The organism is Allorhizocola rhizosphaerae, assembly GCF_003426775.1.
GTDB lineage: Bacteria > Actinomycetota > Actinomycetes > Mycobacteriales > Micromonosporaceae > Allorhizocola > Allorhizocola rhizosphaerae.
In genome coordinates this window covers 39999-49263 of record NZ_QJUG01000038.1, presented here as the reverse complement: position 1 = coordinate 49263, position 9265 = coordinate 39999, and the positions used below count along the sequence as shown (strand labels likewise).

The 9265-nt window shown below is 67.9% G+C and carries 7 protein-coding genes; 3 read left to right on the top strand and 4 right to left on the bottom strand.

The window, feature by feature from the left end; translation table 11 throughout:
* Both DM816_RS10680 and DM816_RS10675 read left to right on the top strand, forming a co-directional pair.
* Nucleotides 1-2808 (top strand): ATP-binding protein (locus DM816_RS10680; protein ID WP_117209992.1); only part of this gene is annotated, 2808 nt, incomplete at its 5' end.
* Between the two features lie 109 nt (nucleotides 2809-2917).
* Nucleotides 2918-5728: an ATP-binding protein gene (locus DM816_RS10675; protein WP_162907329.1), complete on the top strand. Its 2811-nt coding sequence runs from the start codon at nucleotides 2918-2920 to the stop codon at nucleotides 5726-5728.
* On the opposite strand, the gene DM816_RS10670 is transcribed toward DM816_RS10675, so the two are convergent.
* The gene (locus DM816_RS10670) at nucleotides 5714-6205 is read right to left on the bottom strand and encodes a hypothetical protein (RefSeq protein WP_162907328.1); all 492 of its coding nucleotides are present in this window, start codon (nucleotides 6203-6205) and stop codon (nucleotides 5714-5716) included. The two genes, DM816_RS10675 and DM816_RS10670, sit on opposite strands and share 15 nt — an antisense overlap.
* Nucleotides 6206-6738: 533 nt before the next feature.
* On the opposite strand from DM816_RS10670, the gene DM816_RS10665 reads away from it, so the two are divergent.
* Complete coding sequence (locus DM816_RS10665; RefSeq protein WP_246001834.1) at nucleotides 6739-7206, top strand: DoxX family protein; 468 nt, start codon at nucleotides 6739-6741, stop codon at nucleotides 7204-7206.
* A gap of 173 nt (nucleotides 7207-7379) precedes the next feature.
* On the opposite strand, the gene DM816_RS10660 is transcribed toward DM816_RS10665, so the two are convergent.
* From DM816_RS10660 to DM816_RS10650, 3 genes are all read right to left on the bottom strand, one after another.
* The gene (locus tag DM816_RS10660; RefSeq protein WP_117209988.1) at nucleotides 7380-7916 is read right to left on the bottom strand and encodes a hypothetical protein; all 537 of its coding nucleotides are present in this window, start codon (nucleotides 7914-7916) and stop codon (nucleotides 7380-7382) included.
* 522 nt (nucleotides 7917-8438) lie between these two features.
* Nucleotides 8439-8765, bottom strand: a complete 327-nt coding sequence (locus tag DM816_RS10655) for a prolipoprotein diacylglyceryl transferase family protein (RefSeq protein ID WP_246001833.1) — start codon at nucleotides 8763-8765, stop codon at nucleotides 8439-8441.
* 5 nt (nucleotides 8766-8770) lie between these two features.
* Nucleotides 8771-9256: a hypothetical protein gene (locus tag DM816_RS10650; protein ID WP_117209987.1), complete on the bottom strand. Its 486-nt coding sequence runs from the start codon at nucleotides 9254-9256 to the stop codon at nucleotides 8771-8773.
* Between the last annotated feature and the right edge of the window lie 9 nt (nucleotides 9257-9265).

Sequence of the window (9265 nt, the reverse complement as noted above, 5' to 3'; positions counted from 1 at the left end):
CGCCACCTGGCCGCGGCCGCGCAGCACGGCGAGCGCGGCGAGCGGGTCGCGGCTGCCGGTGAGGTCGCGGCGGCGCTTGCGCTGTGGCGCGGCGAGCCGCTGGCGGGGCTGTCCGGCGAATCGATCGAGGCGGCCCGGCACAGGCTGACCGAGCAGCACCTGGAAGCGGTTGAGCAGCGGATCAGCCTGGACCTGGAGGCCGGCAGGCACGCCGAGGCGATCACCGATCTCACCCGGCTGGTGAAGGACTTCCCGCTCCGGGAACGGTTGTGGGCGTTGCTGATGCTCGCGCTCTACCGGGCGGACCGGCAGGCCGAGGCGCTGCGGACCTACACGACCGCACGCGCGCTGCTCGTCGAGGAGCTGGGGGTGGAGCCGGGAGTGGCCCTGACCCGCATGCATCAGCGCATTCTGACGGGCGATCCTTCTTTGGTACCCGATGTGCCCGCGGTGGGTTCGGGTCGCGCATGGACACCGCGCAACGACCTCCCCGCCGATGTCGCCGACTTCACCGGCCGCGGGGGCGAGCTGCGGCGCATGCTCGCCGCGCTGTCGACCGCGCCGGGACAGGCGGCGATCGTGCTTGCCGTCGACGGGATGGGTGGCGTGGGCAAGTCCACATTGGCCGTCCACATCGCCCATCGGCTCGCCGACCGGTACCCCGACGGTCAGCTGTTCTTGGACCTGCACGCGCACAGCGAGGGCCGGGACCCGGTCGATCCCGGCGCGGCGCTCGACCTGTTGCTGCGGGCGTTGGGCGTACCAGGAGAAAGCATCCCGGCCGACGCCGAGCAGCGAGCGGCACGGTGGCGCGCCGAGTTGGCCGGCCGCCGGGTGCTGTTGGTCCTGGACAACGCGGGCAGCGCCGCCCAGGTGCGCCCGCTGCTGCCCGGGGCTGCCGGCTGCCTGACCATAGTGACCAGTCGACGCCGGCTGGTGGACCTGGACAGCACGGATGTCGTTTCGCTTGATGCGCTGCCGCCGGCGGACGCGGCCGCGCTGTTCAGCCGGATCCTTGGCACCCGGCGCGGCGGCACGGCCGATCCGGACGACATCGCGGAGGTCGTGGGTCTGTGCGACCGGCTGCCCCTGGCGATCCGCATCGCCGCCGCCAGGCTGCGCGCCCGCCCCGCCTGGACCGTCCAACACCTGGCGCAACGGCTGCGCGATCGCCAGCGCGTGCTCACCGAGCTGGCCGTCGGCGACCGCAGCGTCGCGGCCTCACTCGCCCTTTCCTACCCGCAGCTCACCGAGCCGCAGCAACGGTTGTTCCGGCTGCTGGGGCTCGCTCCGGGGCCCGATTTCGACACCTACCTGGCGGCTGCGGCGGCGGGCCTCCCGGTCGACCGCGCCGAACGCCTTCTCGAAGACCTGCTCGACGCGCATCTGCTGCAGCTGCCGTCTCCCGGCCGATATCGGTTCCATGACTTGCTTTTCCAGTACGCCCATACGGCCGCGCACGAAACCGAGACGCCCGCGCAACGGCGCGACGCCGTCGGCCGGATGCTCGCCCATTACCTGCACACCGCGTCGGTCGCGGTGGACGTGATATCCCCGCGGACCAGGCACCGCCGGCCGCGCCCGGTCGCGCCGGCCACTGAGATCCCGTCGCTCGGCACGGTATCCGCCGCGCGGGCCTGGCTGGACACCGAAATGCAAAACCTTGTCGCCGCAACGAAATACGCCGCCGCCCATGACTGGCCCACACACGCGATCGACCTCTCGGCCACCTTACGCCCCTATTTGGACACCAGCGCCCACCATTTCGACGCCCTCACCATCCACCAGCACGCGTTCGACGCGGCCGTGGGAGCAGGAAACCGTGCCGGGCAGGGGTCCGCACTACACAGCCTCGCCAACACGTTGTGGCGGCTCGGGCGCTACGACGAGGCGGAGGGCCACCTGCAACGGGCGCTGCCGATCCACCGCGCAATCGGTGATCGTCAGGGTGAGGCGAACGATCTGGAGACCCTCGGTGCCACTTGCTACAGCCTCGGGCGCTATGACGACGCCATCGACCACTACGGGCAGGCCGTGCTCATCCATCGCTCGGCCGGCGACCGCGTGGCGGAGGCAACCGTGCTCAACAACATCGGTGTCATTCAGGAGCGCCGCGGCCGGTACAGGGAAGTGCTGGCGCTGTGCGAGCAGGCTTTGGCGATCTATCAGGCCGCCGGGGACCGGCCGAGCGAGGCCCACGCGCTGGGCAACGCGGGCAACGCGTTGTGGCGTCTCGGGCGCTACGACGAGGCGCAGGACCACCTGGAACGCGCGCTGGCCATACACCGCGAGGCCGGCGACCACAGCTGGGAGGCGCACACGCTGACCAACCTCGGCAACGTGCTGGCCAGCCTCGGCCGGCACGAGGAGGCGCTGGACCACTGCGATCGAGCGCTGGCCATACAGCGGCAAAGCGGGGAGCTGGCCGACGAGGCGGCCACGCTCAGCGACCGCGGCGTGATCCGTGGGCTGCTCGGCAGGTACCAGGAAAGCATTGAAGATCTTGACCACGCACTCGCGATAGCCCGCGAAATCGGCGATCGTGGCGTGGAGATCCAGGCGCTCAACGGCAAGGGGGAGACGCTGCACGCCCTGCGTCGGCTCGACGAGGCGAGCACGCGGCACGCCGCCGCCCTCGCCCTCGCCGTCGAGATCGGCGACCGCCACGAGCAGGCCCGCGCCCACGACGGCCTGGCTCGCACCCTGCGCGACGCCGGCGCCGCCGATCACCACCGCCATCAGGCCGCAGCCATCTACACCGATCTCGGTGTGCCCGAAGCCCAAAGCGCAACTCCCGCAAGCCATTGAGTGACTCCACGAGCCGGCTTCCCCGGCAGAAATCCGAGTTGCCCGGCTTTCCGTAACAGCCAAGTCTGTCGATGGCGGCTACACTGGATGGCCGATGGGGGTGGCTCGCGTGGTGCGTACTGCTGGCCCGGTCGGCGATGGTGGCCGGCCCGACCCGGCCGCGGCGGGCACAGCGGCCGAGTTCGTCGATGCGCTGCGGCGGTTGAAGCACTGGTCCGGCATGGGTTTTCGGCGGCTGGAAAAGGCTGCCGCCGCCGACGGGCAGGTGTTGCCGCGCAGCACGATAACCGCGGCGTTGTCGCGGAACACGCTGCCCCGCGAGGACCTCGTCGCGACGTTCGTGCGCAGCTGCGGCTGCGACCGAAACGAGGTGGATCGTTGGGTGGCCGCTCGGCGGCGCATCGCCGCCACACCGTCGGTGCCCACGTCGCCCGCCCTGCTGGCAGAGCCGGCTGCCGATGGACCGGCTGTCGCGGCGGGTCCGGAACCGGTGCGGTGCACGCTGCCGGCCGATCAGGCGGTGTTCGTGGGCCGGGACAAGGAACTTGAGCAGATCGCCACCGCGGTCGCCAGTGCCGCGCAGAGCGGCGGTGGCCTGATCGCCATCCATGCCATCGACGGCATGCCGGGCATTGGCAAGACCAGCCTGGCCGTGCACGTGGCGCACCGGTTGAAGGAGCGTTTCCGCGACCGGCAGTTGTTCCTCAATCTGCACGCCCACACCCCCGGCCAGCTTCCCATCGATCCGACCGACGCGCTGGCGGCACTGCTGGCCGCCGATGGGGTGGCTGCCCAGTTCCTTCCGGCGGCGGTGGATGCGCGGGCCGGGCTGTGGCGGGATCGGATGGCCGGACGGCGGCTGCTGCTGGTGCTCGATGACGCCGCCTGCACCGAACAGGTCCTGCCGCTGTTGCCGGGCACACCCGATTGCCTGGTGTTGGTGACCTCGCGGCGCAGCCTGGGTGACCTGCCCGCGGCGATCCCGATGCCGCTGGACGTGCTCGCCCCGGACGCGGCGAGCACGATGTTTGTGCGGCTTGCGCCGCATGCCGCCGCCCATCCGCAGACCGTGGCCGAACTGGTGCGCGCGTGCGGATTCCTGCCACTGGCGATATCGATCACGGCCAGCCTGTATCTGCGGCACCGGTCGTGGACCATCGAGGATCTGCTGCGGGAGGTGCGGGCGTCGACCGGTGGCCTGCTGACGATGACCGCGGAAAATCGCACCGTTGCCGCGGTGTTCGATCTGTCCTATCAGCACCTGCCCACCGCGCAGCAGCGGTTGTTCCGCCTGCTCGGCCTGCACCCCGGCGTGGAGATCGAGGCATACGCGGCCGCCGCCCTGGCCGGTGTCTCGCTGCGGGAGGCACAGCACCACCTGGACCGGCTGCACAGCGAACACCTGCTGGAGGAGCCCGTCTACCGTCGCTACCGGCTGCACGACCTCATTCGCGCCCACGCCCAGACCCTGAGCGCCACCGTCGATTCGGCCGATGTGCGGCAGGAGGCGGTCGCGCGGCTGCTGGACTTCTACCGGCACACGACGGCCACGGCATTGACCATCGCCCAGCCCTATCAACGGAGGCTCCGCGGCGCGATCCCACCGGCCGCCAGCCTGATACCCGACCTGCCCGACGTGAGGCGGGCCGACCTGTGGCTGGACACCGAGCTGGCCAACCTGCTGGCCACCGCACGCCATGCGGCGCAACACGGCTGGCCCGAACACACCCGGCAGCTGTCGGCCCTGTTGGACCGGCATCTGCTCATCCGCGGCCGCTACCGTGACGCGCAATCCCTGCACCAACACGCCTTTGAGCTCGCCGGTGACCTTCGCGATCAGCCGGCCGAGATGGACGCGCTGACCCGCATCGGCCACGTGCACAGATTGTCGAGCCGCCACAAGCAGGCCATCGAGCACTATGGGCGGGCATTGCAGATCGCGCAAGACATTCGCGACCGTGGCGGCGAACTGGAGGCGCTGCTCGGTCTCGGTCATACGCGTTGGATGATGCACGACTACAAACTGGCCGTCGACCATTACGAGCGGGTCGTGCAGATCGCCCAGGACATCCGCGATATCGGCGGTCGCGGCGGAGAACTTCAGGCATGGCTCGGGATCGGCCACGTCGAAATGATGGTGGGCCGCTACGAGCAGGCGGTCGACCACTATGGGCGAGCGCTGCGGATCGCCCAGGACATCGGCGACCTTAGCGGCGTGCTACAGGCGCTGCTTGGTCTCGGCCACGTCCACCGGCTGCAGGGTCACTATGAGCAGGCCACCGGCCACTACGGCCGGGCGCTGCGCATCGCCCAGGACATCGGCGATCGTATCGGCGAGATGTACGCACTCAACGGTCTGGGCCAAGTCGACCGCATGCTCAGCCGCCACAAGCAGGCCGCCGACCACTACGGCCGGGCACTGCAGATCACCCAGGACATCGGCGGGCGCGGCGGCGAACTACAGGCGCTGCACGGTCTCGGCCACGTCCACTTGGCCCAGCACGAATACCACCAGGCAGCCGAATTCTTTCAGCAGCTGCTCACGCATGCCCGTGAGTTGCACAACGACAACTGGCATTTGGAGGCTATGCAAGGCCTGGGCCGCCTGCAACACGCCATCGGCCGCTCTGACCTCGCACTCACCCACCATCACAAGGCACTTGAACTCGCGACCGATCTCGCCCAGCCCGCAGACCAAGCCCGCGCCCACGACGGCCTCGCCCACGCCTACTGGGCCATGAGGCAGCACCATCAGGCACGTCAGCACTGGCAACACGCCCTGGACATCCTCACAAGCCTCGGCACCGACCACACCGAGGAAATCCAGACCAACGTGCACAGCATCCGCGCCAACCTCACCGCCGCGCTGCCCGCGCGAAACGCCGCGGGCAGCGGGGGGATCTCATCAGCAACGGGCTAGCTCAGAGTGGTCGTAAAGCCAGACGAGGTAACCGTTGGCCAGGTGTAGCCTGCGCACGTGCCAATACCTGTAGTAGACGAAATAGATGAACGGTCCCGAGACCACCGCATGCCGGTACTCGCCCACGTATTGATACCGGTTGGAACTGGTCGCGGGGTCGCATCGATCGCCGGAGGTCGCGCTGACGGGCAGGCCTGCGGACCAGAGTTGCGTTCCTGTGCTGCTGCATCCGGTGATTGAGCTTGCCACATAGTTGCCGTTCTGATCGACGGTGTGCCAGTAGCGAACGCCGTTCAACATGATGCCGATATGCCAGTAGGTGTGATAGGGAGGCTGGGCCACACTGTAACTGCCCGTGGGGCACTGCGCCTGAACCCCGAGGGCTGGTCCGGCGGCGGCCGGCGTGGTGGTGACCACCGGGGTCACGATCGCGCCGAGCGTGAGAGCGGTGGCGAGCAGAGCCATTCTGAGGCGCATTGCGCGCTCCTTTCCTTTGTCTGTCCGGGCTTCAGACTCGGGCAGCCACCAGGCCCCGGGCGAGTGGTTGAGCGGCGCGGGACTGACCCGGTCCGGATCGGGCCGGGTCGGCCAGGTCCGCCAGCGGATCGATGGTGCCGGAGCTCGTCGTGCCCGCGTTACCCACCAGGAGGAACGGCCGGAGCCGCCGGGCTTGGATCGCTCCTGATCAGCGCGGCCGCGGCAGACGATACCCGAGCCGCATGCGGAGGCTCGAGACCCGCGCCAACGGGGACCGTCCCAGCCCGCCACTCCGGTACGGGCTCGTGTTTGCGCAGCTAGATCGTGCCCTGTGTGTCCCACCGTGTCCCACGGACAGTGCGCGCCTCGTCGGCGCGATGGTCGGATGAGTCCCGTCAACCCGACAAGAAAGGTAGTGACAAGACATGAGCACACACGTAAGCGCGAATCGGCTCGGCGTCAAGGACACGGAGCAGCGGTCCAAGGGGCGCGGAACGCGGTTTACCCTCAACGGCGCACTTTGGTCACTCCAAGTGTTGTGTGGATTCTTCTTTGCCGGCAGCGGTTTCGGCAAAGTGCTGTTGCACGACGGGGCTCTGTATGCGGCGGCACCGCGGGCCGTGGCTTGGTATGCAGCGGTGCCGCAGCCCCTGATCGTCTTCGTCGGGGTCTGTGAGGTGCTTGGCGGCGTTGGCCTGATCCTGCCGGCCATGACGCGAGTAAAGCCGAAGCTGACGCCGCTCGCCGCCGTTGGCCTGGCGCTGACGATGATCCTTGCGGCTGGTTTTCATGTCACGCGCGGCGAATATGAATTGGTGCCTGCAAATCTCGTGCTGGGCGGCGTCGCGGCGTTCATCGCGGTCGGACGGTGGAACCTGCGGCCCATCGCACCCGCGGCCCTCACCGCCTCACGTACGTTCAGGTCGTTGGCGGTCCTCGGCGCACTGGCCCTGCTGGTATTCGCTCCGACCTGGTACACAATGACAAACGTCCAATTCTGATTACTTTCGCACGCACGGTGGGAAGCGAATCTGCCTACCCCGAAGGTGAGATCTGCGGACCGCCTGCCACCCTTCGATCCTGCACATCGGTGGCAGCGGGGATGGCCACCACCATCAGCACGGTCATCCACACGACGACCTCTCATGGTGGTGGCCAGCGACGCTGGTAAACGTCAGAGGATGTACTCGATGTCGGTGGGCAGGAGGATCGTGCACCAGCCGCCCCAGATCGTGACCATCGATCCGCTGAGCCCGCCGGAAACGGTGCCCCAGTTGGTCCAGATCGGAACCTGGTTCGACCAGTCAGACGACCACGGCCAGGCTCCGTCGCCGAATGTGGAGACCTGACCAGTCCGTTGGTTGTGCCACGTGACATTCCAGCTCACTTCGACCATCGTGCCTACGGTCGAGTGCAGAGCCATGTCGAAGCGTGCAACCCCGTTTGCCTCCGCGGGGTCGTAGATGTAAAGCGACGAGGAACCGCATTCCCCCCACACGGTGTTCTGTACGCCGACGCCCCCCGTCTCCGCGGCCGTCACCGGCGGACAGTAGTTCCGCTCGACGGCGTACTGGCGTTGCTGCGCCGGCAATGCGGTGCAGTTCAGCCGGAGCTGCCCCTTGACCTCCCTTGCGGAGACAGATGTTGCCGCGGTGGCAGGTGCAGCGACGGCCATCAGGGTCGCCGCCATGGCAACCAGCAGCAGGCTCACCCTCGCACCACGACCGACGACCGGCGTTGCGCTTTTCGTATTCCTCACGTCCACGGGTTGTTCTCCTTTTCCAGGACCCGGTACGGATATTCGAGACCCACGCTTAGCCCTGAACCGGCCGATATGGCGGGGACTCGGGAACAGTCAAACACCCGTAACTTCCGTGACCCTGTCGCGGCACTTACGTAGTGCTGCCGAGAAAATCCACCGAGGAAGGACCGAATCTACGTCAGCGGGTAGTCGCCTGACTCGATGGAGCAAGTGTGAAGCCCCCGTTGCTGTCCATAAGGATCGCATAGGTTGCGATGTCTGCATACCCCGGACAATCCGCTACCGCAGTGATTGCCTGATGGCTGCGGCGGCCGTTCAGATGCCGGTCCGCGGGCCGCGAACACATTCCCGATGCGGCGAATGGGTGTGATAGCCCAGACAGCGATGGGACGTGGCCGCGTCGTCGAGGGGTACCTCAGTCAGGAATTGCTGTTCGACAAGGAAACCCACGCGTTCATTGTCAGCGGCTGGTCAGCCGACCGCCGGCACGTGAAAGGCCAACGGCTGCCCCGATCCGAGGGAGCATCGTTTCTTCGCCCAGATCAGCAGGAAGAACACGCCCGCGCACCACGGCGCCTCGTACAAGAACGTCGGGTGGTACAGGCCGATATCGGGGCTATCGGCGGGCCGGTGCGCCGAGTCGATGCGCACCGCCCATGGCAACGTCGTGGGCGCCGCATAAAGTTCTTGATTGAAGTAGTTGCCGATCCGCCCGATCGCTGTGCCAGGATGAGTCCCGCAGCTGCCGCGCCGGCGAAGGCTCGCAGCTTCACCCCACGCCGATTGCAGCCGATCCACGCGGCTTAAGCCGGCGGCAAGCGCTTGTCGGTAGCCACCCAGTTGAGCTCCCACGTCCTGCCGCCATCGGCAGAGTACGACTGCTCGAAACGCGCGGAATCCTCCGTCACATCGAGGATCACGAAACGCACGAGGATGGCACGCCCGCGCAGCGTGTCAACGCCATGGAATTCACCGCGCCCGTCGATGAACGCACCGATCGTCGGCACGGTGAGCAAACCGTTTGCCACGCTGGCGAAATTCAGGCTCCACTGGCGGGCCTCGACAACGTAGAGCCGCAGCGACACACCCTGAATCCGGCCCGCCGGCCCGGCGATGTCAAGCTCGACCAGATTCGCGCGCCCGCCGCAGAGCGGATGCACGACGGACGTCCCCTCATATTCGGCCCACGTCGCCGTCCCCGGCGAGAGCGGATTGCGCAGCACCCGCACATGCGTCGCCCACGTCCCGAATTCCCAGTCGAAATCGCGGGCGCCATCGCGCGTCGCCACTTGAGCAGC